The sequence below is a fragment of the Tenacibaculum sp. AWR4_210 genome, assembly GCF_056160945.1.
On sequence record NZ_JBSWYF010000002.1, the window covers coordinates 324,699 to 349,732 of the forward strand.

The window sequence follows — 25,034 nt, forward strand, 5'->3', positions numbered from 1 at the left end:
AGATAATGAGATGGAAAATATTGCGTTAATCGAATCGTTTTCAGAGTTTAAGGATTACAAAAGTATCGATAGGGTAACCTTGATGTCGATTTTAGAGGAGGTGTTTAGAGCCGCTTTAAAACGTAGATTTGGTTCTGATGAGAATTTTGATATTATCATCAATCCAGACAAAGGGGATTTGGAGATATGGAGAAACCGTGTGGTAGTTGCCGACGGGTTTTCTGAAGACGATAACGAAGAAATTGAATTATCTGAAGCTAGAAAAATTGAGCCTGATTTCGAAATTGGAGAAGATGTATCGGAAGAAGTGAAATTGGTCGATTTGGGAAGAAGAGCTATTTTGGCGTTACGTCAAAATTTAATATCTAAGATTCACGAGCACGATAGTACTAATATCTTCAAGCAGTTCAAAGATCTTGAAGGAGATATTTACAGTGCTGAAGTACATCACATTCGTCACAATGCAGTGATTTTGTTAGACGATGAAGGAAATGAAATCGTATTGCCAAAGAGCGAGCAAATTCGTTCGGATTTCTTTAGAAAAGGAGATACGGTAAGAGGAGTAATTAAGTCTGTTGAACTCAGAGGTAATAAGCCTGCAATCATTTTGTCAAGAACGGCTCCTAAGTTCTTAGTGAAGTTGTTTGAGCAAGAAATTCCTGAAGTTTTTGACGGGTTAATTACCATTGAAGGTGTTGCGCGTATTCCAGGTGATAAAGCAAAGATTGCTGTGGATTCATACGATGATCGTATCGATCCTGTAGGAGCTTGTGTCGGTGTTAAAGGTTCTCGTATTCACGGAATTGTTCGCGAGTTAGGGAACGAAAATATCGATGTAATCAACTTTACTAAAAATGAAAACTTATTCATAGCAAGAGCATTGAGTCCAGCAAAGGTGATTTCTGTTGATATTGAAAAGTTTGAGGAAGAAAAGAACGGTAAAAAAGGTCGTGTAAATGTTCTTCTTAAACCAGAAGAAGTATCGAAAGCTATCGGTCGTGCCGGTGTAAATATCCGTTTGGCGAGCGAGTTAACAGGATACGAAATTGATGTACAACGCGAAGGAATCGAAGAAGAAGATGTTGAATTGACAGAATTCTCTGATGAAATCGAAGCTTGGGTAATCGAAGAGTTTAAGAAAATAGGATTGGATACTGCAAAGAGCGTATTAGAAAAAGACGTGTCGATGTTAGTACAGCGTACCGACCTAGAAGAAGAGACTATTTTAGAAGTTCAGAGAATTCTGAGAGAAGAGTTTGAGGACTAATTAGATATAGGAGTTAGGAAGCCTAGTTTGTAAGCAAACAAAACCTAACGAAGCGAGAAAAAGAACATAACTACAATGTGTTTGTAAAGTGTGTTCTTTAATATAAAGTATAAAATAATTTATGGCTGAAGGCAAAAAATTAAGACTAAACAAGGTTTTAAGAGAACTAAACATTTCTTTAGACAGAGCTGTAGAACACTTAGCTAAGAATGGTTATGAGGTGGAGGCTCGTCCTACAACTAAGATCTCTGATTCGGAGTATCAAGTACTGCTTGATGGATTCCAAACAGATAAGTCTAAACGAGTTGCATCTAAAGAAGTAAGTGAAGAAAAGAGAAAAGAGAAAGAAGCAATTCGTCAGCAATTAGAGGCAGAGCAAGAAAAGAAGCGTTTAGAGGAAGAAGCTAAAAAGCAAGAAATTTTAAAAGCCAAAGCAGCGAAATTAGAATTAAAAACAGTAGGTAAAATCAACATCGAAACCGGAAAAGAGGTCGAAGTAGAAAAACCTGTGCAAGAAACACCTGCGCCAGAAGCACCGAAACCGGTGGAGAAAGCAACGGAACCAGAAGTGGTGAAAGAAGCTCCTGTGGTTGAGGAACCTAAGAAAGAGCTCGATGTAAAGCCCGTAGAGGAGAAACCAAAAGCTGCACCTGTTGCTGCTCAAGAAGTGAAGAAGTCAGTTGAAAATAAAAAGCCTGAAGTGAAGAAAGATATTACTAGGCCAGAACAGCCAACCAAAACAACTATTGACAAGGCTGTAGAGCAGAGTCATACGCAACGCAACCGCAAACAGGATGCGAAGCCGAAACAAACAGAGAAAAGCGCAGAGGTAACTCCTCAGAACGCTGAGAAAATCAAGACCCAATACAAAAAGTTAGACGGTCCTAAAATTACAGGTCAGAAAATTGATTTAAAACAATTTGAGCGCCCTAAGAAGAAAAAGCCAGACGCGAAAGACGATAATAACGACAAGAGAAAACGTAAGCGTATAAGCAAACCTGGTGCTGGAAATAATAACAATAACCAGCGTAATCAAGGACAAGGAAATAACCGTCAAGGTGGTAATAATAACAACCGCCAAGGAGGTGGACGCCCAGGAGGAAATAACAACCGCCCAGGAGGAAATCGCCAAGGTGGAAACCGTCCAGGTGGAAATCACCGTGGAGGTCAACGAGGAAGACGCCCTGTTGTTCAAAAAGAAGAATTGACAGAAGCAGAAATCCAAAAACAAGTTAGAGAAACACTTGAAAAGCTTCAAGGAAAATCTAACAAAGGGAAAGGTGCTAAATACCGTCGTGATAAGCGTGATCAACACCGTCAACAAGCGGAAGCGGAATTGCGTGCACAACAAGAAGAAAGCAAAGTATTAAAAGTTACTGAATTCGTTACCGTAAGTGAGGTAGCGACCATGATGGACAAACCAGTAACGGACATTATCTCTGCTTGTATGATGTTGGGTATGATGGTAACAATGAACCAACGTCTGGATGCTGAAACACTTCAAATCGTAGCAGAAGAGTTTAACTACAAGGTTGAATTCGTAGGAGCAGAAGTAGAAGAGTCGATTGAAGAAGTTGAAGATAAACCAGAAGATTTACTAGGACGTGCTCCAATTATTACTGTAATGGGACACGTTGATCACGGTAAAACATCGCTCTTGGATTACGTGCGTAAAGCCAATGTAATTGCAGGAGAAAGTGGAGGAATTACACAGCACATCGGTGCGTACGGAGTAACGCTTGAAGACGGACAAAAAATCGCTTTCTTAGATACTCCTGGTCACGAGGCCTTTACCGCAATGCGTGCTCGTGGTGCACAGGTTACCGATTTAGTAATTATTGTAATTGCAGCGGATGACGATGTAATGCCACAAACAAAAGAAGCAATTGCACACGCACAAGCTGCAGATGTGCCAATTATCTTCGCTATCAACAAAATTGATAAGCCAAACGCGAACCCAGACAATATTAAAACACAACTTTCTGCCATGAACTTATTGGTAGAGGATTGGGGTGGTAATATCCAATCTCAAGAGATTTCTGCTAAAACAGGACAAGGTGTTGATGAATTGTTGGAAAAAGTATTGTTAGAGGCCGAAGTATTAGAACTCAAAGCAAATCCAAATAAAAATGCCTTAGGTACTGTGGTAGAAGCACAGTTGGATAAAGGTAGAGGATACGTTTCTACCATCCTCGTTCAAGCAGGTACTTTACGTATCGGTGATTACTTACTTGCCGGAAAACACTCTGGTAAAGTACGTGCCATGTTTGACGAACGCGGTAATAAAGTGAAAGAGGCAGGACCTTCAACACCAGTTTCGATTTTAGGTCTTGACGGAGCGCCACAGGCAGGTGATAAGTTCAATGTATTTGATGACGAACGTGAAGCGAAGCAAATTGCGGCAAAACGTTCACAATTACAAAGAGAACAATCAGTGCGTACACAAAAGACGTTAACACTTGCAGAAATTGGTCGTCGTATCGCTTTAGGAGACTTCAAAGAATTGAACATTATCTTAAAAGGAGATGTGGATGGTTCAGTAGAGGCCTTAACAGATTCGTTCCAGAAGTTGTCAACAGAAGAAATTCAAGTAAATATCCTACACAAAGGTGTTGGAGCTATTACTGAGTCGGATGTATTATTAGCAACAGCTTCAAATGCAATTATTGTTGGATTTAACGTTCGTCCGCAAGGAAATGCACGTATGGTTGCAGATAAGGAAGAAGTTGATATCCGAACGTACTCTATCATCTATGACGCTATCAATGACTTGAAAGATGCCATGGAAGGAATGTTGTCACCAGAGATGAAAGAAGAAGTACTTGGAAATGTTGAAATCCGTGAGGTTTATAAGATTTCTAAGGTTGGAAATATCGCCGGATGTATGGTTATGACAGGTAAAATTACCCGTGATGCTAAAGTACGTATCATTAGAGATGGTATCGTAGTACACGATGGCGTGTTAACTTCATTGAAACGTTTTAAAGACGATGTAAAAGAAGTTACAAAAGGATACGATTGTGGTCTTCAAATTAAAGGATATAACGATATCCAAGAAGGAGATACAATTGAAGCTTACACGGAAGTTGCCGTTAAGAAAAAACTTAAGTAATCGATATATACTTATAGTAAAAAGCGCTTTTCTTTTGAAAAGCGCTTTTTTTATGTCCTTTTTATGGCAGTCGTTATAGCGCACGAGGACAAAAAAAACCAGCAAAAGATACCTTTTGCTGGTTTTTTATGCTGTAATCTTATGTTGATAAACCCGAGTTCTAAGCTTTCTTTGCTGTTAGTTCACTGACTTTTTGAACAATGCTGTTCAAAGAAATGCTGTTAAAGCAATTTAAGTAGTTTGCAGGATAGTCTTTTCCGTAAACTGAAGTCGGTATAAGTGGATATTCATCCAAATTGGGTGTGAATTGTAGTTCTTCTTCTTGTCGGAAAGGGGCAAAACCTAAGCAAGGATGCGTGAGTCCCCAAATAGTAATGACAGGAACGCCGTACATGGCCGCTAAATGCCCGTTACCAGAGTCCATGGCTAGCATCAAAGAAAGGTTCGATATTAAGGCTAATTCTTCCTTAAATGTCATGATTCCGACAGCTGAATGTACATTGTCAAATCCCTTTGCAATACCGTCGAGTATTATTTTTTCTTCTGTACCCCCACCAAATAATACGATGGTTCCAGCTACGTTCGCATTTAGTACATGGAGCAAACGCTTGAGCACGGGAACGGGTAACGATTTACTTTCGTAAGCTGCAAATGGAGCGATACCTATGATAGGTTTGTCTGAATTAATAGTAAACTTCAATTGAGGAATCGCGAGTTTGGGAACGCTATACGTTTGGCTCAAATCGAGGGTGAATCCTAAAGATCTAAAAACATCTGCGTAGCGCTCGTGCATGCTCTTTAAGTTTTTGAGAGTTTTATTAGGATCCGCTTTGACCAATTCTTTTTTTTCCGAACGTCCTTTGTCTAGTTTAACAGCAGGAATTCCTCCTAAGGCAAAGTACTTTCTCAAAATCTTTGACCTCAAAACATTGTGCAAGTCAGCGACGGCGTCGAATTGTAAAGGGCGTAATTCTTGGTATAATCGGTACAGTCCAATAGCTCCCTTATGTCGTTCTTTTAAATCAGGAGTAACCACGGTTACGCTCGGTAGGTGTTCAAAGAACGGGGCAAAAAAGGCACGAGTCAACACGGTGACTTTTACTTTTGGGTGCTGGTTTAGAAACGCTTGCAATACGGGGACGGTCATCGCAACGTCACCCATAGCGGATAAACGTATGACGAGTAGGTGTTTTGGGTTTGTTTTCAAATAAGTTATTTTTGAGATCGCAATACTGGGTTTAATTCATCGTCATTGTACATTTTCATTTGCTTGTACACTTTCATATACTTATCACCTGCGGCGATATCGTTCAGTAAGGTATCAATCGCTGTTGATAAGTCAACGCGTTGCTCTAGGAGTACGTCTAGTTTTTTCTGACAAGCAGCACGGTGTTCATCGGAAGCATCGCTGCGCGTAGCTTCTTCATTCATATGGTAAATTTTTAAGGCTAAAATTGAGAGCCTATCAATTCCCCATGCTGGACTTTCAGTATTGATGCTTGCATCTTTTTTCGTGCTCACCTCTTTGTATAGGTCCAGAAAATAAGCATCAATATACTCCACCATATCGGTACGGTCTTGGTTAGAAGCATCGATTTTACGCTTTAAGTCAAGGGCAGCAACAGGATCGATATTCGGATCGCGAATAATATCTTCATAATGCCATTGAACGGTGTCAATCCAACACTTTCTGTAGAGCAAATGAGCAATTAAATCGTTTTCCTTATCGTATTTATTGGTAAAACTCTGGTAGACATCATCTTTGATATGGTAGGTGTCAATCACCTCCTGAAAAATTGCATTTGCTTTTTCTGTAAACATCATTTAAGTACACTTTTAAAAAGGTAAAGGTACTACATAAATTTTACATGCTTACGCAAAGCGACGTTCGATGATTTCAATAAGCCTAGCTTCGTATTCTTCCTTGTCTGTCCAGTCGTAGTCAGGTTTTACTAACTTGTTGAGAAACCTTTTAGCTTCCTTTTCCGTTTTGATGGTGTTGAGTTGTGATATCACTCTGTTAAAGTCGTTCTGGCTTCCTTCAAATAAGTGTTTTACAAAAGCGATGCGATCATTAAGACCAATTTGAATGGTACTTTGCAAATGGTCGTTTAACGATTTTTTAGGCGGTACTTTTTCAAATAAATTAGCCATGACATCAACGGGTAAGGTGTCTTGGAGCTCGTCTTCTAAAGTAGGAGTTTTGCGTTCGCCTACATCCTTGACATCGTTTTTTTCTTCTGTTGGTTCTCCAGAGAGGAGTTGTTCTAATTCGTCAAAAGGTTGCTCCGTGATTTCCTCTACAACAGGAGGAGTTACCGGCACTTCCACTACCTGTTTAGGAGCTTCTGTGATGCGTTCGAATTGAATATCTTCATGCTTGCTAGCTTCCTCCGTAGCGGTGGTGGCTGTAGCAGAAGAAGTGTCTTCCAAGAGGTCCTGCTGTGTTGCCGTTGCCTCTTCAATTGATGTATTTTCGACGATTTTGTTTTCCGGCTCAGGAGCATGTGGTGATGTTGCGAGCTCCACTTCTTCCACGGCTGTTTGAACTGCTTCTATAGGGGTTTCTAGTACCTCCTCTTTTACCACTTCTTCCACTACGTTTTCTTGATTATTTACGGAAGACGTTGCTGATGTTTCTGTGGCAACTTCAGGTTCCGATACGGTAGTAGGAGTACTTTGTGTGCTGGTTTCATCAGCTGTTTCTGAGACTTGTTCACTAACTGTTTCGGTAGGTGCTGGGCTCGCTGGGATACTAGGTGTATGCTCAGGAGTTTCGGTCATCGCAAGCTGACGCAATGACTCAGCATTGGATATTTTTTCAAGGAGTTCTTCTTTGGTTTCTTTGGCCTGAGGAGTGGTGTTAAGATACTCTTCTACATAGGCTAATACAGTTAACTTTTCATAAACCTCATAAGCCTTTTGTTTTAACAAAATCACATCCTCTTTGTTTTTCATTTGTAAGATCCTGTGAGCTAAACTGGTTAATTCTCCTGCTAATTTTTTGTGCATAAGTTGTCCTGCGTTTTTAAGTTTTCCTCCTAATTTTTAATAAATTTGTTTCCTGTTCGAAAGTAAAACAAATATTAATATTTAGAGCTTAAAATTACAAAATGTTTCTTGAAAATACAGTAAATCATACAGAACAATTTGGGTGGATAGAAGTAATTTGCGGCTCAATGTTTTCGGGGAAAACTGAAGAACTTATTAGGAGATTGCGAAGAGCTCAATACGCAAAACAACGCGTAGAGATTTTTAAACCTGCGGTGGATACGCGCTACGATGATGAAGAGGTAGTATCACACAATGCAACTCGCATTCGGTCAACACCAGTTCCGGCATCTTCTAATATTTTGCTATTAGCAAACAACGTAGATGTGGTAGGAATTGATGAGGCTCAGTTTTTTGACGATGAGATTGTAGCGGTTTGTAACGATTTAGCCAATAGGGGAATTCGCGTAATTGTCGCTGGCTTAGATATGGATTTTAAAGGGAACCCTTTTGGTCCTATGCCCGCTTTAATGGCAACTGCCGAATACGTTACCAAAGTACATGCCGTATGTACCCGTACAGGGAACTTAGCACATTACAGTTTTAGAAAATCAGAAAGTGATGATTTAGTACTGTTAGGAGAGACCCAAGAATACGAACCACTGAGTAGAGCGGCTTATTTTAAAGCGATGAAAGACGCCAATCCAGCAAACGAAGAACCTCATGAATAAGCATGTAACCGTTTTAGAAATAGATGCAAAAGCACTGTTGCACAACCTCAATTTCTTTAAGAAGAAGTTAGCGGAAAATACCAAATTATTGGCCGTAGTTAAGGCATTTGGATATGGAAGCGATGGGGTAGAAGTCGCGAAAATCGTTAAAGATCAGGTCGATTATTTCGCAGTTGCCTATGCACAAGAAGGAATTGCTTTACGTGAGGCAGGCATAGAAACGCCCATTTTAGTGTTGCATCCGCAAATTCCCAATTTGGAAGCTATCGTAGCCCATCGATTGGAACCGAATTTGTATAATTTTAAAATTTTCGATGCCTTTTTAAAATTGGCTGATGAACGTCCTTTAATGAACTATCCTATTCATATTAAGTTTAATACCGGACTGAATAGGTTAGGGTTTTGGCATACCGATGTACCTACTTTGATCGCAGCTATTAAACAGTCAAACAACGTTAAGGTACAGTCTGTATTTTCGCACCTAGCAGCGAGTGAGGACTCTAGAGAGCAAGAATTTACTGTAGGGCAAATTAATAATTTTGCATATATCGTTAAGCAACTCTATACCCATTTAGGGTATGAGCCGATGATTCATATACTTAATACTTCAGGAGTCGTAAACTACGCAAAGGCACAATTTGATATGGTGCGCGTTGGAATCGGGCTATACGGCTTTGCAAATGACCCTCAAGAAACCAAGCACTTAAAAAATACGCACAATCTAAAATCGATTATTTCGCAAATTCACCAGGTTGAGCCCGGAGAAACTGTGGGGTACAACCGCGCTTTTGTAGCCAGCAGAGCTACCAGGAGTGCTACAGTGCCGATTGGTCATGCCGATGGAATTTCAAGGCGATTGGGAAATAAGAATGGTTTTGTGTTTATCAATAATAAACCGGCACCGATTATTGGAAATGTTTGTATGGATATGATTATGGTCGATGTCACGGATATCGAGTGTAAAGAAGGAGATGAAGTTGTCATTTTCAATCATCAACAGCACGTTGAATACATGGCTCACAAATCAGAGACCATCCCCTACGAAGTGCTTACTGCAATTTCTCAACGAGTTGAGAGAGTGGTGAAGTTCTAACTTTTTTTTGCTACTTTAGAGTTCAATTTAACTTAAAAATCAAAAATATGGGAATGCTCAAAGAGTTTAAAGACTTTGCCATGAAAGGTAATTTGGTAGATATTGCCGTTGCCTTTGTGATGGGAGCTGCTTTTAACAAAGTAGTGGCGTCTTTTACCAAAGGAATTGTCTCACCTTTAGTAGGATTATTGTTTAATGCAGACTTTAAAGACCTGAAATTAGTCATTAAAGATGGCGTTGCCAATGACAAAGGTGAGGTCGTAGGTGAAGTATCTGTGTTATACGGAGAGTTCTTGACCAATGTCATCGATTTTATCATCGTCGCTTTTGTGATGTTTATGATCGTAAAATCGATCAATGCGTTGAAGAAAAAAGAAGAACCTGCCCCAGCGGCACCTAAAGGACCTTCACAAGAAGATTTACTCGCAGAAATTAGAGACCTATTAAAAAAGCAATAGAAAAAAACCTTGAGGAATTCCTCAAGGTTTCTTTTTTAAAAGAATGAAATCAGTAGTTTTGAGCTAATTTCCCTTTTTAGCTGTTCTACTTTGTCGTGCATAGCTGTAAAAAACAGCTTTCTGTCTACCTCGGTGTCTGCGGCAATCTTTTTGGCTAGCTGCAGTTGCTTCTGTAATTGTTCTTCTACTTCCTTACAGATATTGCTGTCCTCAATTTTGATATGCGAAAAGGAATTGTAAGGCATTAGCAAGCCCATTCTGTGGTCGTTTTTTAAGAAAATAGCGTGATTTAGGTTCAGTAATTTGCTGTGATACAGCCTAAAATGTACTTTCTTCGACTGCTTTCGAGCAAGGGTAGCATGGTGTTCGATGTTTTTAATGATCGTTCCGATCTCGTTGCACAGTAACAAGGCCTCTTCTTTAGCTAAAAGTTTGGTTCTGTAAAAATAAAATATCTGATATAAAGAAGTGTTGATCGTGGTGTCACTCCAAATATCCGTAATGTTAATTTGTTCGAAGATGGAGCGAAACTTGTTGGCCTCTTCAATGGCGGTTAACTTCGGAAAAAATTTGTGAAAAGCTATCTTCTCTCGTTGATGTCCAATTTCGGAAAAATTTAGGTATACATAAAGGCGAAAGCGCCAGTATAAGTCGTCTGTTTTTACATGATAGAACGGAATGTCTTTAGCGGAATAGAACAGCTCTGACTTGTTGGTCGGTGTAAATGATTGTGCATACACCGAGAGCTCTCGGTAAAAGGCAATGAGTCCGTCTATGCTGTTTTTGTAATTTTTCCTATTAATTAATAACGAATTCGTCGCCGGTAAATCATACAGTTCATTTAGTGATATTTTGTAGTGTTTTGCCAATTTGATGGCTTCTTCAAAGGTCAGCGAGGTCTTTCCTTTGATGCGTCGATAAGAAGCGTCGTAACTCAGATCTAATGCATCCGCTATTTCCTCAGTAAAAAGTACGTTTTCAGGCAGGTTCTGCTTGATGACGTTAAAGAGTTTATCTTTTTCTATACCCATATAGTTCCTTAAATAGTGTTCTCCGACTTAAAAACTGCAAAAGGCATTTCTTCTTTTTGCACTATTTGCAATTACCTATTGTTTAAATCTTTTTTAATTTGCTGTTGAGACTTAGTTTAGGTGAACTGTGGGGGGGCATCTATTTAAGGTTAAAAGAAAGTCTTCTCTATGCAGAGAGAAGACTTTTGTTTTGCTCTAATATAAGAAAAAATTTAGATATGTTTTCCTTTATTCCAGCCGTGTTTTCCGAGGTATTGTTCACCGCTATCTACGGCACCTTCTTCGATACTGGTTCCCATAGAGTCATTCCAACGGTTTAGGTATCCAAATAGCGAAATTACTCCTAACATTTCTACAATTTCTCCTTCGTCCCAGTACTTGTACAATTCTTCTTTAATAGCCGCGTCGACCATGTTAGGAACTTGACTGGCTGCCAGTGAAAAATCCAAGGCTGCGCGCTCAGCATCACTAAATGCGGGATGGGTTTTGTATTCCCAAATATTATCTAATTGCTCTTGCTCGGCACCATAGCGCTCCGCTGCACGGATGGCATGTGCTTGACAGTAACGACACCCCGTAGCGTTACTAGAAACCCAGGCAATCATTCTCTTTAAGGCAGAAGTAACTCGTCCTTCATTGGCCATTACCGCTTTGTTTAAATTGATAAACGCTTTTGAAATGGCGGGACGGCGTTGCATAGTAAGTACTGAATTTGGGCAAAAACCTAGCGTCTCATTAAAGAATTTTGCGAGTTCTTGCGTTTCCAAATCGTGGTCTGATGGTAGTGGAGTTACTAATGGCATAGTTGATTACATTTTAGTTTTTATTGATGTTTTTTTGCTGTAAGTTTGTTTTGAAAACTATTCTGAGAAAAGTCGAATAATCTTACTTTAAATTACAAGAGTAACAAAAATAAATAAATTATGGCACAACACATAGTAACAACTACTTGGCAAGAAAATATGCAGTTTATTTCTGACAATCCTAGCGGACATCAAGTAACCATCGATACCTCTGAAGAAAATGGAGGGAACAATAGCGGTTTGGGACCCAAAGCCATGATGCTGTCGTCTTTGGCAGGTTGCTCTGGTTTGGACGTGGTTTCGCTGTTGAAAAAAATGCGTGTAGACCTCGCCGATTTTAAAATGGTGGTAACCGGTGAATTGACAGAAGAACACCCTAAGTATTACCATACCGTACATGTTGAGTACCATTTCACAGGTGCCGATTTAAAAGAAGATAAAATAGAAAAAGCAGTACAGCTTTCTATTGATAAATACTGTGGTGTTATGGAAATGTTTCGCAAGTTCGCAACCGTTAAAACATCCATTCACTACCATAAAAATTAACTAAATGCGTTGGACCTTAAAGCCTAAACCTGATAATGAACAGGTACACTCTTTAGCAAATGAATTAGGAATAGATCGTGTTTTGGCGAGTTTATTAGTTCAACGTGGTATCAGCACTTTTGAAGAGGCAAAAGCCTTTTTCCGTCCCAATATTGCCAATCTCCACGATCCTTTTCTCATGAAGGATATGGACCGTGCTGTGGAGCGTATCCAGCAGGCGGTCGCAGCCAATGAGAACATTTTGGTATACGGTGATTACGATGTGGATGGAACCACTTCCGTAGCGTTGATGTCGTCTTATTTACGAGAGGAGTATCCTAATGTGGCAACCTATATCCCAGATCGCTATGCTGAAGGTTATGGAGTGTCTTATAAAGGAATTGATTTCGCCGATGATAACGATTTTGGGTTGATCATAGCATTGGACTGTGGTATCAAAGCGATTGATAAAGTAGCCTATGCCAAGGAAAAAGGCATTGACTTTATTATTTGTGATCACCATAAGCCAGGGCCGGAAATTCCAGCAGCGTATGCAGTGCTTAACCCCAAACGTGAAGATTGCGCCTATCCCTATAAAGAACTCTGCGGTTGTGGGGTTGGGTTTAAACTGATACAAGCGCTCAATTTTGTAAAGGGGAACGCAATAGAAACGCTGATTCCGTATTTAGATCTGGTAGCCACAGCTGTGGCTGCTGATATAGTTCCAATTACAGGAGAAAATAGAGTGCTAGCAGCCATCGGGTTAGACGTTATTAATACGTCGCCTAGAAATGGAATCAAAGCGTTGATCCATCAGTTGGAAAAAAAAGAATTGACCATTACCGATGTCGTATTTACCATTGCTCCTAGAATTAATGCTGCCGGACGAATGCGCCACGGAAACTTTGCTGTGAGTTTACTGACAGAGTACGATTTTGAACAGGCAAAATTAGAAGCGGCCGGGATTGAAAAGTTTAATAGTGATCGCAAAGACCTCGACCGATCTATTACTCAGGAAGCCCTCGATCAGATCGTCGAAAATAACGAGGAAGCGCAATTTACAACCGTAGTATACGATGAAAGTTGGCACAAGGGGGTTATCGGAATCGTCGCTTCGCGTTTGACAGAAACCTATTATCGCCCAACTTTAGTGTTTACCAAGAGCGGTGAAAAATTAGCTGCCTCTGCCCGTTCGGTAAAAGGATTCGATGTGTACAATGCTCTCGAGGCATGCGCAGAACACATCGAACAGTTTGGAGGTCATAAGTACGCTGCAGGGTTAACCTTACTCCCAGAACAGTATCCGAAGTTTAAAGCCAAATTTGAAGAAGTAGTCAAAGCGACTATCGACCCTGGGTTACTCGTGCCGGAGATTGTGATTGATGCACCGATGGAATTGCCGGATATCAGCCCGAAATTCTATCGCATTCTCAAGCAAATGGGCCCTTTTGGTCCTATGAATATGAAACCTGTTTTTCTGACCAAGAATGTGCGCGATAACGGCTATGGGAAACAAGTTGGAGCAGATAAGTCGCACCTCAAGCTAAACATTTTGTACGGTGCTGATCGCAAAACTTATGGAGCTATAGGTTTTGGATTGGGAACCAAGATGGAATTGGTAGAAAATGATTTTGACATCGTGTATTCTTTAGATGAGAATACATGGAATGGATATACGAGTTTGCAATTAGTGTTAAAAGATTTACAATAGTTATTTAGATTAATTCTAAATTAATTATATTTGCTCCATAATTTCTTGCTTATGGACAGTATTTATAAAATATATGATAACACAATAGGGATTTCTTTTCGATGGAAACAGGTAAAATCGAACCTAACACAAATTATATTTAGGGATACCGGTTTTCATTTGACTACCGAGGAAATTGAGTTTTTTATAGACAAGGTATGTGATGCCAAAATGCAGAAACCTTGTAAGAGCTGTGAGTTGTCAGGAGATTGTAGGTCTGTATTGTTGCAGACTCCTTCCGATAAGGTGAGCATGGCAGTAAATTACGAAGAGCTGGGGCAGATTGAAGATTTATTGCGAGGTACCTTGTTTCAAATCCGAATGAACAATTACTTAAACGACTTGTGTAAAAATTAAAAAGAGGCTTGTTTAACAAGCCTCTTTTTAATTATTTTTCTTTGATCAAATACAGATATACTGGGTAGTGGTCACTGTATCCTCCTGTGTATTTTCCATTAGAGAAACTTCTGAAAGGATAGCCTTTATAACGCGCATTTTTCTGAGTTAAGAAACGCTTGTTGAAAATTCCAGATTTAAACATTTTAAAACTAGAAAAATCATTATTTCCTTTGTTTAATAGTGGATAGGTAAACATAATTTGGTCAAACAAATTGATGTTGTCTCGGTACACTAAGGTGTTAAACCCTCTTCGGAACATATCCTCATAAGGATTGTAGATGTCCTCTTTGGTTACGTTTTTCTTTTTTGATTTTGTTTTCAGGATTTTTTTAAAGCTCGAGTTGATCGGGTCGTCGTTAAAGTCTCCCATGATCAATACTTTCGGATTAGGGTCGGTCTCCTTAATCTTTGTAATGATCTTAGCAACTTGGGCTGCCGCTTTTTCACGTAAAGGTCTACTTTTTGCTTCTCCACCGCGTCGTGATGGCCAGTGGTTTACGATTACATGTACTAATTCGTCATCCAAATATCCCGAAACTAATAAAATATCACGCGTGTATACTTTTCTTCCGTTACTGTAGATTTTTGGATCTATCGCTTCAAAGTGAACAGGCTTGAAATAACGCTTTTGGTATAATAAGGCAACGTCAATACCGCGTTTATCTGGCGAATCGAAGTGTACAATACCGTAGTGCTTCTTTTTTAAAGCATCGGTATTAATAAGGTCGGTAAGCACCTTTTTATTTTCAATTTCAGCAACACCTAATAAGGTTGGGCTGGTTTTTGCTTTTTCTTTTCCTAGCTGACTAATAACACTCGCTAGTTTCTTGAGTTTATCTTGATAAACTTTCTCACGGTCGCCTCCCATTTCCATGATTGGACTAGCTTCGTCGTTCTTCTCGGTGTCATTTTCGGTATCAAATAAGTTTTCTAAGTTATAGAAGGCAACAGTGCGAATTTTATAACTCTTACCATTGCGCTGTGCGTAACTAAAAGATAACACTAGACTTAATACTAAAAAGGAAATTGTTTTCTTCATTCTATCTAATTTTACTCGGCAAAAATAATACAAAAATTAAACCATATATATTTAAAAGTTAATTTCGTAACAATAATTTAATGTTAGGGTGTTAAAAATTTTGTAATTTTGCCTCCCTTTTTTGTTGATGAAAAGGGATTAATCAAATATTTTATAACCAATATTTTATGAGAAATTTTAGAGTAACAATGTTTTTAATGCTGGCTTTTACCTTGAGCTTAAGCGCGCAGAACATTGTAAAAGGTGTCGTTATTAATGGCGATTCTGAAAGTCCTCTACAAGGTGTCTCGGTTAGCGTAAAAGAAGTAGGGATAAACCTAACTACTGGAGCAGACGGTAGTTTTGTTTTGGAGAATTTACCTAACGGACGTCAATTTGTAGTGGTATCATTACAGGGGTATGAAACCCAAAACTTCCCAGTCTTATTATCAGGAAAAACCGTAGACTTAGGTACTATCATGTTGTTTGAGGATGTTTCTGAAGATCGTGATTTAAGTACGATTAACTTAACTGATGATGAGTTAAATGATGATACAAGTGCTGCTGATAACATTTCGGGATTATTACAATCGTCTCGTGACGTATACTTAAGAACAGCTGCTTTTGAGTGGAGTTCATCATTTTATAGAATCCGCGGATTGGATTCAGAGAATGGTAAAGTGTTGATCAACGGAATCGAAATGAATAAGTTGTACAACGGAAGACCACAATGGAGTAACTGGGGTGGATTAAATGACGTGTTGAGAAATCAAGAATTTAGCAACGGGTTAACGCCTTCTAACTACACTTTTGGTGGCGTTTTAGGATCTACAAACATCAGTACCAGAGCATCTGAGTACAGAAAAGGAACTAGAATTTCTTATGCATCATCGAACAGAAGTTACGTACACCGTATTATGGGTACCTATACTTCAGGATTGTTAGAAAACGGATGGGCTATTGCTGTTTCAGGAAGTAGAAGAGCAGGAAACGAAGGTTTCGTCGATGGAACTTTTTACGATGCTAATTCAATTTTTGCAGCTGTTGAAAAGCAATTTAGCGATAAGCACAGTTTGAACTTAACAGTGATGGCTGCGCAAAATAAAAGAGGAAAATCATCTCCTAATACTGACGAGGTGTACGATTTAAAAGGAATCAAGTACAACCCGTATTGGGGATACCAAAACGGAAAAATGAGAAACTCTCGTATCCGTGATTTATACGAGCCAATCGTGATGTTAAACCACTACTGGAACATCGGTGAAGCTACTACTTTAAATACCAACGTATCTTACCAGTTTGGACAAATTGGAAATAGCCGTATCAATTTTAACGGTGCGCGTTTAGTAAACGGATTGCCAATTGGAGGAGGTTCAAACCCTGATCCTACGTATTATCAAAAGTTACCGAGTTACGCATTGCGCAACGGTACAGGAAATGAGTACGCTTTGTTGCAAAATTTCTTGAACGATGGTCAGTTAGATTGGGACGATATGATTCGTCAAAACTTAGCAGGTTCTCAAAGTACCAATTCAAAGTACGTATTATATGAGGATAGAAATGACGACAAGCAGTTTACTGCAAATACCATTTTTAATACAGAAATTAACGATAATATAACACTTATCGGTAAGGCTCAGTACAGCAGATTGCGTTCTGAGAACTTTGCGAGCATCATCGATTTATTAGGTGGTGGCGGATTTTTAGATGTAGATACTTTTGGTGCAACTTTGGATCAAAAGCAAAGTGATTTGAGAAACCCGAACCGTTTGGTAGGTGTTGGAGATCGTTTTGGGTATAACTACAGAATTAATTCTGAAGTGTACAACGGATTTGCACAAGCTTTATTCAAGTATAACAAAGTTGATTTTTATGTAGCAGGAGACGTTTCGCGTACTTCTCATCAACGTGAGGGATTATACCAAAATGGTGCCTTTGCAAACAATTCTTTTGGTAAATCAAAAAAGTTAGAGTTTACAAACTTCGGTGCAAAAGCTGGATTTACGTATAAAATTTCAGGACGTCATTTATTAGATTTTAACGGAGGGTACTTAACAAAAGCACCAACTGTTCGTAATTCATTCTCTAACCCAAGAGAAAATAACGAGACCGTTTTAAATTTAACAAGCGAAAAAATCATGTCTTTTGATGCGAGTTATATCTTAAGAACACCAATGATTCAAGCGAAAGTTACAGGGTACTATACTGGTATCAAAGACGCTACGGAGATTTCATTCTTCTTCGCTGATGGTATTGGAGGAGATAACACTGCTTTCGTACAAGAAGTATTGACTGGAATCGAGAAAAGACATTTCGGAGCGGAAATAGGATTAGAAGCACAAGTAACGCCAACCTTGAAGTTAAAAGGTGCTGCGAATATTGGTCAGTACACGTATAACAATAACCCATCAATTTATTTAACGTCTGATGCAGGGTTACAATTACCTAGCACTACTGCGTATTTAAAAGATTATCGCGTAGCTTCAGGACCACAGAAAGCGTATTCGGTTGGTTTCGAATACCGCGATCCTGACTACTGGTGGTTCGGTGCAACTGCAAACTACTTAGACGATACTTTTGTAGATGTAGCGCCATTAAAGAGAACTTCTAACTTTGCCTTAGATTCTGACGGTGTTCAATTTTCTGATTACGATCCTGCAGTAGCAAGACGTTTATTAGCACAAGAAGAATTTGATAGCTATATCGTGTTGAACGCGGTAGGTGGAAAATCGTGGAAAGTAGGAAAGTATTATGTTGGATTTTTTGCAAGTATTAACAATATTCTCGACCAAAAGTACAAGTCGGGAGGTTTTGAGCAAGGAAGAAGCGCGAACTATAGAACAGCGAAAGCTGATGCTGACTTAAATACTCCGGTATTTGGTAATAAATATTGGTACGGTAGAGGAACTACCTACTTCATGAATATTTATTTTAGATTTTAATAAACGCAACAGAAAGAATCATCAAAATGAAAACAAAAAATATTTTTAAAATAGCTGCTTTAGCTGCCTTATTCGCAACAGCTACTGCCTGTGTAGATAATAACGATTACAGTATTCCAGATACTAAAGTACAAGAACCTGCAATCAAAGTTACCAATACTATTCAATCAATTAAGAGTGCTTATACCGGAAGTGGAATCGTAGATTTCAATAAGGTGAGCAACGGAGGTGACATGGTAATCGAAGGATACGTAGTATCTAGTGATGAAGCAGGAAACTTCTACAAAGTGTTAAACATCCAAGACAAACCAGTAAACCCAACAGCGGCGATCCAAATCGCAGTGGACGGTTTTGATTTATACAATTTCTACGAAGTAGGAAGAAAAGTAATCGTAAAGTTAAACGGATTGGGAATGCACGATAACAACGGTGTATTAGAAATCGGTGTTATCAACGGTACTGACGTGCAAAGAATCACTTCTACAGAGTACAAAAAGCACATCTTCCGCTCTACAGAAGTAGCAGAAGTTAAGCCAGTTGAGCTCGCTAGTATTAACGATATTAAAGATACTCACATCGGGATGTTAATCCAATTAAAGGATATGCAAACTGTTGATAAGGATCAAACCTATGCAAACATCAACAATACATTCTCTGTAAATAGAATGTTTAAGAGCTGTGCTGACGATGCTACTATCATCATGAGAAACAGTGGATTTGCTGATTTTAAAGGACAGTCTATCTCTAATAACAAAGGTACTGTAACAGCTGTTGTTGGTAAATATCGTTCTGATTTACAGTTATTCATCCGTGATACTAAGGATGTTAACTTAACTGAAAACAGATGTGATCCTTTATTCGAAGAAAACTTTTCAGCGAATAACTTTAACCAATGGACTATGCAAGATGTTACAGGAGCACAGTCATGGGAAATCGTAAACTTTGGAAACCCAAAGCCAAGTGCAAAAATCTCAGGATTCTCTAGCGGAGCTAAAGAAAACGAGGATTGGATGATTACCAAAGCAATCGATTTAACGGGTATTACTGGAGCAATCTTAACTTTTGATAGCGTTAAGAGATACAGTGGTCCAGATATCGAGGTGTATTTCTCTACCAACTACAACGGAGGAAACCCTAATGATGCTGCTAATACTTGGACTAAGTTAAATCCGACCTTAGATACAAATACAGGAAGCTGGACTTCTTGGACTGGGTCAGGTAACGTAGACGTTTCTGCTGCTGCAGGAGGAAAGTTATACGTAGCGTTCAAATACGTGTCTACTACTTCAGGAGCTGCTACATTTGAAATTGATAATGTAAAAGTTGCTGCTAAGTAATTGATATATTTAAAATTGTAAGAAAAGCCGAGCATCTGCTCGGCTTTTTTAGTTTATTCTCTCAGTAGTGTTTGCGTGTATTGTTTTCCGCTGTGCTCTAAGGTGAAGAAGTATACCCCAGGAGGTAGTTTGGCTAGTGATATCTTTTGTTGTGCTTTACTGAGCTTGATTTTAAGGAGCTCTTTTCCTTGATTGTTGATCAGGAGTAAGGCCTTGTGTTGCCACAGTTCGTTAAAGACTTTGATATTGACTTCGTCGTTTTTCACTGGATTTGGTGAAAATTGGAGTACCGCTGCATCGTTGACGAGGAAATCAAAAGTACCAGTAGCAAGGCTCTTTGCACTTGTACAAGACCCCAAGTTTGTCCAGCCAGTAGCACTGCGCTGATATAAGGTGTTATTGTAAACCACTTTGTCGCCCACTTGGTAATTGGTTCCAGCATTGTAGGCAGCCACGCCATCGCATTTATTTACCGGTGCACTACCTTCCTTTACCGTAACACTGTAGTCTTCAACTTCTCCGTAGTTAAAATTCCCACAAGCACTGGGTAGGCTGTTGTAACGCATGCTGACGCGCATTCTGGTTTTTCCTAGTTTGGCCGTGCTCGGAACGGTAAAACTTCCGGTTGCCGGACTACTTGTAGAGGCCGCCTTGGTCCATACCTGTTCGCCACTATCACTAAAGTCACCATCCTGATTAAAATCTATCCATACACTATAGGCTTCGCGGTATTGCGACCCTGTCCATTTAGGCGTAATACTGATATTTTGAGTAGCTCCTTGCGCAATATCAGTAGTGAGGCTTGTAAAGTCTTGATAGCCATTGGTAGCTCCAGAACTGTTAGAAATACTCCCCATTACGACCTTTTGTATATATTCGTCCGAAACGTTATCTCCTTTTGAACTACAATAGGTTGTCGTTGGAGGAGGGGTAACACTCCCCTCATTTTTAGCGACTTCAATTAGGTATTCCAAGCCGAGCTTAGCAAATTTAGCGGCGTGGGTAGCATTCGCGGTAGGAGAACGGTCAAACGTGTCGTTTACGGTATGAATATGTGGATTAGAATCGTTGAACGAAGCTTCAAAAGGAAAGGCGGCATTAAAGCCTTGTTGTGCCCAACTGTAATGATCGGAACATCCGTAGTTACATCGCGTATATGCATAGCTAAACTGATGTGCCCCGGTTTTGTTGTACTGTTCCATGAGCTGCACTAGAAAAGCGTTTAAACTACTGCTGTTATAGCTGTCGTCGGTGATATAAACATCACTGCTCGAACCTTTGTAGTTGGTCATGTCGAATTGCACATATGACAATACGTTTACATTTCGGTTTTTGTAGTCTTGTGCTATTTCTTTAGATCCTCGTAAACCAACTTCTTCGGCAGCATAGGCCATGAATTCAATAGTTCTGTTAGGTTTGAAGTTCATGTTCAACAACACTCGGGCGACTTCGGTAATTGTGGCAATTCCAGAGGCGTTGTCATCAGCCCCAGGAGCATTGGTTTCCCGCTGTGGACTTACCGAGTCAATGTGACCTCCGATGATTACGTATTCATTCGGGTTGTTTTTACCTTGTATGGTCATAACCACTGAAGGCATATTGGTACTGTTGTGATTTACAATACGAACGCTTACATCGCTGCGTCCTGTAGCCATGGTTTCCCATTTTTGTTTTAAATCCAACACGGATTGTCGTGCTTTTTGTGTGGTGTGATAGCGCGTTCCGTAGTTTTCGAGCGTTTGAATATGAGCCGCAATATTGCTGTTGTTAACCTGCCCGATGGCCTGATTTACCAATGTTTGTTCGGAAATGGTATAGGCAGCCATTTTCGGTTGTTTGCCGCGTAATCGCATGGCCTTAATGGTTTTGATTGCAGCATCTTTCGAAGGTTCGTAGATAAATCCAGGACCGTGGGTCAATATCATGTGATGAAGCTTTTCAGCGGCGTGATGGCTGAGTTTTACAGCACTAAACTCTCCTTCCGTATGGAGAATTTCAATGTCTTTCGGAGATAATTTTCTCAGTACTTGGGCGTCTTTGGTAGTTATGGTACCGTAAAATTGTGATTGTTGACTGTGCATGGGAAGGCTCCACAAGCACAAAAATACTGCGAACAGTATTACTTGAGTTGTTTTCATTTTAGAAGGGTTTAAATTAATCTTAATAAAAATACTAAAATTTTAGTATAAGTTGCTGTTTTTGAGTAGGTAAGTCGTTTTCTTATAAGAGGTTAATTCTGATGTGTTATACTCCGTTTACTTCGAATTATTTATTTTTAGGCTCGTTAAGTAAAAAAATGGACCTATGTCATCGAACCGACGATTAACACGTGCTTTTAAAAAAGCAAAGAAATTACCTCTTACCGACGCATCTAAATACGTGATGTTTTCCGATTGCCATCGAGGTGATAATAGTTTTGCTGACGATTTTTCGAGGAATCGCAAGTTGTATCTTCATGCCTTATCACATTACAAACAAGAAGGATTTACCTATTTGGAACTCGGTGATGGTGATGAACTATGGGAAAACTCTTTCCAGGCAATTTTCGATGCTAATAAGGATGTGTATTTACTGCTAAAAGAATTCCACGAGGCCAATCGCTTACATTTCGTTTGGGGCAATCACGATATGGCGTATAGAAATCCGAAGGCCGTCGAAAGAAATTTGCATTACTACAGAGATACGATAGATGATAAAGATAAAGAGTTGATGATTGGAGCTTCTTTTTCAGAAGCCCTTGTTCTGGAACGTGAAGATGGGCGCTCTATATTTTTACTTCACGGACACCAAGCCGATTGGTTTAATTATAATTTCTGGCGTTTGAGTAAGTTTTTGGTACGTTATTTATGGAGGCCCTTACAGGTGTTAGGGGTTAAAGATCCAACGAGTCCCGCCCAGAATTTTAGAGAACTTATAAAAGTAGAAAGACGCCTGGAAAAATGGATTAAAGCCAATAATAACCAGATGATTATCACAGGGCATACGCACCGGCCACGCTTTCCGGGTACTACAGAATTGCCGCATTTTAACGATGGAAGTTGCGTGCATCCGAGGTGTATTACCGGCTTGGAAATTGAAGGAGGCGAAATTACGCTGATCAAATGGTTTTTGGAAACTAATGCTCAGGGAATCATGAAGATAACAAGGCAGGTGTTAGAAGGACCTACCTCCTTAACGCATTATCTATAAAAACTTTGTTGATAACATTAAATTAATATTATTAATCAGTAGCGATTTCTTAAATTTGTCGGGTTAAATTAAAAACAAGGAATGGGAGATCCGTTTATTTTGATGCTAGTTGCTTTAGGAGGACTAGCAATTTTAGATTTAGTGGTGGGTGTGAGTAATGATGCCGTAAACTTTTTGAATTCGGCCATCGGTTCAAAGGCCATACCGATTAAAACTATTATGATTATTGCCAGTGTGGGGGTGTTTTTCGGAGCAGTAACCTCAAGTGGAATGATGGAAGTAGCGAGGAAAGGGATATTTAATCCGGATATGTTCATGTTTGAAGAAATCATGTACATATTTATGGCGGTAATGATAACGGATATCTTATTGTTGGATGTGTTTAATTCACTGGGGATGCCGACGTCAACAACGGTGTCCATAGTATTTGAATTGTTAGGGTCTGCAGTAGCTATAGCGCTGATCAAAATATCGGCAAGTGATACGCAGACAATTGGTGATATTTGGTCGTATATCAATGATGAAAAGGCGATAGAAATTATTTTAGGAATCGTCATTTCCGTCATTGTGGCCTTCACAGTAGGAGCTATTGTTCAGTATTTTTCGCGATTGATTTTTTCATTTGATTTTGAGAAAAGACCCGTGTATATCAGTGCGCTATTTGGTGGTTTTGCCATTACTGCAATAACGTACTTTATCATTATCAAAGGATTGAAAGGAACGCCTTTTTATGCAAATTTAAAAGGGTTACTCGAAGGAAATACAGCAGCTATTATAGCAGGTTCTTTCGTACTCTGGTCAGGAGTGTCGTATATGTTAATCAAGGTGTTTAAGATTAATGTCTTGGTAACCATTATTGCAGTAGGTACCTTTTCGTTAGCCATGGCATTTGCCGGAAATGATTTAGTAAACTTTATTGGAGTGCCTATTGCAGCCTTGAATTCATACGATGCTTGGAGTGCTTCAGGGAAGGCTGCGAATGAATTTACGATGGGAGTACTGGCTCAGAAAGTTCCTTCTAATACTTGGTTGTTACTGTTAGCTGGTTTCATCATGGTAGTAACACTTTGGTCTTCTAAAAAGGCGAGAGCCGTGATTGAAACAGGGATTAACTTATCGCGTCAAGGAGAAGGACAAGAAAAGTTTCAGCCGAATAATTTATCGAGAGTAGTGGTGCGTTTGGCGATGTTTACCAACGCAGGAATAAATCTTTTAATTCCTAAGAAGACACAGATTTATATCAATTCTAAGTTTGAAAAACCGGTAATTAAATTACCTAAAGATAAAACCTACGAGCTTCCAGCATTTGATTTGGTGCGTGCCTCTGTAAACTTAATTATGGCGAGTGTGTTGATTTCAATCGCTACTTCTATGAAGTTGCCGCTGTCAACTACTTATGTGACCTTTATGGTGGCTATGGGTACCTCTTTGGCGGATAGAGCTTGGGGACGCGAGTCTGCAGTATACCGTGTAGCTGGTGTATTCAACGTTATCGGTGGATGGTTTTTAACGGCGATTGTAGCTTTTACGGCTGCAGGAATCGTTGCCTACTTGATTAGCTGGCACCAAGAAATGATTCCGGTGTTGTTGTTGTTGGTTATCGGATTACTCGTGCGTACAAGCATTATGTATTCGCGAAAAGCGAAAGAAGAAAAGAAGCAAATGTTTGTAGAGCGTGCAGAGTTGATTTCTATTAACGGAGTAATTGAGGAAAGCTCTGACCACATTGCGGAAGTTGCTGCCCGAATAAACAAATTGTATTCAAGCGTAGTGAACGATTTGGCAAATCACGATTTGGTGAAATTGCGTAAAACGGACAAGCACGTTACAAAGTTAAATGATGAAATTGATAGCCTAAAGGACGGCGTATTTTATTTTATTAAGTCGTTAGACGATACCTCAGTGCAGGCGAGTAGATTTTACATCCTTATTTTAGGGTATTTACAAGACGTTGCACAGTCGATTAGCTATATTTCGAGAGCTACGTATAAACACGTAAATAACAACCATAAAAACTTAAAGAAAGGGCAGTTAAAAGATTTAAAGGAAATAGATAACACACTTTCTGGTTTGTTGGCTAAAATTAGTGCGACTTTTGAAAATAGAAGTTTTGATGATCTCAGTGAGATTATCAACGAAAAGCGAGAGCTTTTAAAGGATGTTTCTTCGTCTATCGAGCGTCAGGTAGATCGTATTAGAACAGACGAAACCAGTCCGAAGAATACCACCTTGTACTTTAGTATTTTAATCGAAACACAAGATTTAGTTTCTGGATTAATGCAGTTGTTGGAGACCTATGAAGAGTTCCACGTAAGCACTAAGATGTAAGGTTTTGGAATGAAATAAATTGTAATTAACATATAAAAATCCTTGAGTCTTACTTGAGGG

General features: G+C 39.4%; 19 protein-coding genes. 12 read left to right on the top strand and 7 right to left on the bottom strand.

The window, feature by feature from the left end:
• Positions 1–10 precede the first annotated feature (10 nt).
• Complete coding sequence (gene nusA, locus ACXAG7_RS04830) at positions 11–1,267, top strand: transcription termination factor NusA (RefSeq protein WP_408042066.1); 1,257 nt, start codon at positions 11–13, stop codon at positions 1,265–1,267.
• A gap of 121 nt (positions 1,268–1,388) precedes the next feature.
• Positions 1,389–4,379 (top strand): translation initiation factor IF-2, encoded by a 2,991-nt coding sequence (gene infB / locus ACXAG7_RS04835; RefSeq protein WP_408042067.1) that lies wholly within the window; start codon positions 1,389–1,391, stop codon positions 4,377–4,379.
• A gap of 160 nt (positions 4,380–4,539) precedes the next feature.
• Here the strand turns inward: infB and ACXAG7_RS04840 are convergent, their stop codons facing one another.
• Genes ACXAG7_RS04840 through ACXAG7_RS04850 form a run of 3 tightly spaced genes read right to left on the bottom strand, consistent with a single transcriptional unit; the run spans position 4,540 to position 7,391 of the window.
• Positions 4,540–5,586 (bottom strand): glycosyltransferase family 9 protein, encoded by a 1,047-nt coding sequence (locus ACXAG7_RS04840; RefSeq protein ID WP_476666156.1) that lies wholly within the window; start codon positions 5,584–5,586, stop codon positions 4,540–4,542.
• A 5-nt stretch (positions 5,587–5,591) separates the two neighbouring features.
• Positions 5,592–6,200, bottom strand: coding sequence for a DUF4254 domain-containing protein (locus tag ACXAG7_RS04845; protein WP_476666261.1), 609 nt, complete (start codon positions 6,198–6,200; stop codon positions 5,592–5,594).
• Between the two features lie 51 nt (positions 6,201–6,251).
• A complete protein-coding gene (locus ACXAG7_RS04850) occupies positions 6,252–7,391 on the bottom strand; it encodes a hypothetical protein (RefSeq protein ID WP_476666157.1) in 1,140 nt (379 codons plus the stop codon).
• A 101-nt stretch (positions 7,392–7,492) separates the two neighbouring features.
• Here ACXAG7_RS04850 and ACXAG7_RS04855 point away from each other — a divergent pair, with 101 nt between their 5' ends.
• The 3 genes from ACXAG7_RS04855 to mscL are packed head-to-tail and all read left to right on the top strand — an operon-like array spanning position 7,493 to position 9,652.
• The gene (locus tag ACXAG7_RS04855; protein ID WP_408042070.1) at positions 7,493–8,101 is read left to right on the top strand and encodes a thymidine kinase; all 609 of its coding nucleotides are present in this window, start codon (positions 7,493–7,495) and stop codon (positions 8,099–8,101) included.
• Complete coding sequence (gene alr / locus ACXAG7_RS04860; protein ID WP_476666158.1) at positions 8,094–9,194, top strand: alanine racemase; 1,101 nt, start codon at positions 8,094–8,096, stop codon at positions 9,192–9,194. The genes ACXAG7_RS04855 and alr overlap by 8 nt, the downstream gene beginning before the upstream one ends.
• Positions 9,195–9,247: 53 nt before the next feature.
• Positions 9,248–9,652, top strand: coding sequence for a large-conductance mechanosensitive channel protein MscL (gene mscL / locus ACXAG7_RS04865; protein WP_476666262.1), 405 nt, complete (start codon positions 9,248–9,250; stop codon positions 9,650–9,652).
• A gap of 35 nt (positions 9,653–9,687) precedes the next feature.
• Here the strand turns inward: mscL and ACXAG7_RS04870 are convergent, their stop codons facing one another.
• Both ACXAG7_RS04870 and ACXAG7_RS04875 read right to left on the bottom strand, forming a co-directional pair.
• Positions 9,688–10,683 carry a helix-turn-helix domain-containing protein gene (locus ACXAG7_RS04870; RefSeq protein ID WP_408042072.1) on the bottom strand — a complete coding sequence of 332 codons (996 nt, stop codon included), beginning with the start codon at positions 10,681–10,683 and terminating at the stop codon, positions 9,688–9,690.
• A 212-nt stretch (positions 10,684–10,895) separates the two neighbouring features.
• Positions 10,896–11,486: a carboxymuconolactone decarboxylase family protein gene (locus ACXAG7_RS04875; RefSeq protein ID WP_476666159.1), complete on the bottom strand. Its 591-nt coding sequence runs from the start codon at positions 11,484–11,486 to the stop codon at positions 10,896–10,898.
• 120 nt (positions 11,487–11,606) lie between these two features.
• On the opposite strand from ACXAG7_RS04875, the gene ACXAG7_RS04880 reads away from it, so the two are divergent.
• Genes ACXAG7_RS04880 through ACXAG7_RS04890 form a run of 3 tightly spaced genes read left to right on the top strand, consistent with a single transcriptional unit; the run spans position 11,607 to position 14,118 of the window.
• Positions 11,607–12,032, top strand: coding sequence for an OsmC family protein (locus tag ACXAG7_RS04880; protein WP_408042074.1), 426 nt, complete (start codon positions 11,607–11,609; stop codon positions 12,030–12,032).
• A gap of 4 nt (positions 12,033–12,036) precedes the next feature.
• Positions 12,037–13,722, top strand: a complete 1,686-nt coding sequence (gene recJ / locus ACXAG7_RS04885) for a single-stranded-DNA-specific exonuclease RecJ (RefSeq protein ID WP_476666160.1) — start codon at positions 12,037–12,039, stop codon at positions 13,720–13,722.
• 51 nt (positions 13,723–13,773) lie between these two features.
• Positions 13,774–14,118, top strand: a complete 345-nt coding sequence (locus ACXAG7_RS04890; protein ID WP_408042076.1) for a hypothetical protein — start codon at positions 13,774–13,776, stop codon at positions 14,116–14,118.
• A gap of 31 nt (positions 14,119–14,149) precedes the next feature.
• Here ACXAG7_RS04890 and ACXAG7_RS04895 read toward each other — a convergent pair whose 3' ends face one another.
• A complete protein-coding gene (locus tag ACXAG7_RS04895; RefSeq protein WP_476666161.1) occupies positions 14,150–15,199 on the bottom strand; it encodes an endonuclease/exonuclease/phosphatase family protein in 1,050 nt (349 codons plus the stop codon).
• A gap of 167 nt (positions 15,200–15,366) precedes the next feature.
• Here ACXAG7_RS04895 and ACXAG7_RS04900 point away from each other — a divergent pair, with 167 nt between their 5' ends.
• Both ACXAG7_RS04900 and ACXAG7_RS04905 read left to right on the top strand, forming a co-directional pair.
• Entirely contained in the window at positions 15,367–18,120 is a 2,754-nt protein-coding gene (locus ACXAG7_RS04900) for a carboxypeptidase-like regulatory domain-containing protein (RefSeq protein ID WP_408042078.1), read from the top strand.
• Between the two features lie 26 nt (positions 18,121–18,146).
• Positions 18,147–19,457, top strand: coding sequence for a DUF5689 domain-containing protein (locus ACXAG7_RS04905; protein WP_408042079.1), 1,311 nt, complete (start codon positions 18,147–18,149; stop codon positions 19,455–19,457).
• 53 nt (positions 19,458–19,510) lie between these two features.
• Here the strand turns inward: ACXAG7_RS04905 and ACXAG7_RS04910 are convergent, their stop codons facing one another.
• Positions 19,511–21,595 carry a M20/M25/M40 family metallo-hydrolase gene (locus ACXAG7_RS04910; RefSeq protein WP_408042080.1) on the bottom strand — a complete coding sequence of 695 codons (2,085 nt, stop codon included), beginning with the start codon at positions 21,593–21,595 and terminating at the stop codon, positions 19,511–19,513.
• Positions 21,596–21,761: 166 nt separating this feature from the next.
• Here ACXAG7_RS04910 and ACXAG7_RS04915 point away from each other — a divergent pair, with 166 nt between their 5' ends.
• On the top strand, positions 21,762–22,646 hold the full coding sequence (locus ACXAG7_RS04915; protein ID WP_476666162.1) for a metallophosphoesterase: 885 nt from the start codon (positions 21,762–21,764) through the stop codon (positions 22,644–22,646).
• Positions 22,647–22,727: 81 nt separating this feature from the next.
• Entirely contained in the window at positions 22,728–24,974 is a 2,247-nt protein-coding gene (locus tag ACXAG7_RS04920; protein ID WP_408042082.1) for an inorganic phosphate transporter, read from the top strand.
• Positions 24,975–25,034 lie beyond the last annotated feature (60 nt).